The 536-nt window shown below is 51.3% G+C and carries 1 pseudogene; it reads left to right on the top strand.

Annotation, left to right across the window (positions count from 1 at the left end):
- Positions 1-74: 74 nt before the first annotated feature.
- Positions 75-536 (top strand): annotated as a pseudogene (qorB, locus tag ACLO87_RS16985) (NAD(P)H:quinone oxidoreductase); the annotation flags it as partial.

A 536-nucleotide genomic window follows, 5' to 3' on the forward strand; every position in this document is an offset into this window, starting at 1 on the left:
TTTGTGTGTACTTACTAAAAGTAAGTTTAGGTGTTAGCGTATTTAAACACAAGACAAAACGATGGAGACTTCCCATGATCGCTATTACTGGTGCCACTGGCCAACTTGGTCACTATGTTATTGAATCCTTGATGAAAACGGTTCCTGCCAGCCAAATAGTGGCTATCGTTCGTAATCCGGCAAAAGCCCAGGCCCTGGCAGCACAAGGCATTACCGTGCGTCAGGCTGACTACGGCGATGAAGCCGCACTGACATCTGCACTTCAGGGAGTGGAAAAACTACTGCTGATCTCTTCCAGCGAAGTTGGTCAACGTGCCCCGCAGCATCGTAATGTTATTAATGCCGCAAAGGCGGCTGGCGTGAAATTTATCGCTTATACCAGCCTGCTACATGCAGATACCTCCCCGCTCGGCCTCGCCGATGAGCACATCGAGACGGAGAAAATGCTGGCTGATTCTGGCATCGTTTACACCCTGCTGCGCAACGGCTGGTACAGCGAAAACTACCTCGCCAGCGCCCCGGCAGCACTAGAACAC

This window comes from Paenalcaligenes sp. Me52 (assembly GCF_050487965.1).
Taxonomy (GTDB): Bacteria; Pseudomonadota; Gammaproteobacteria; order Burkholderiales; family Burkholderiaceae_B; genus Paenalcaligenes.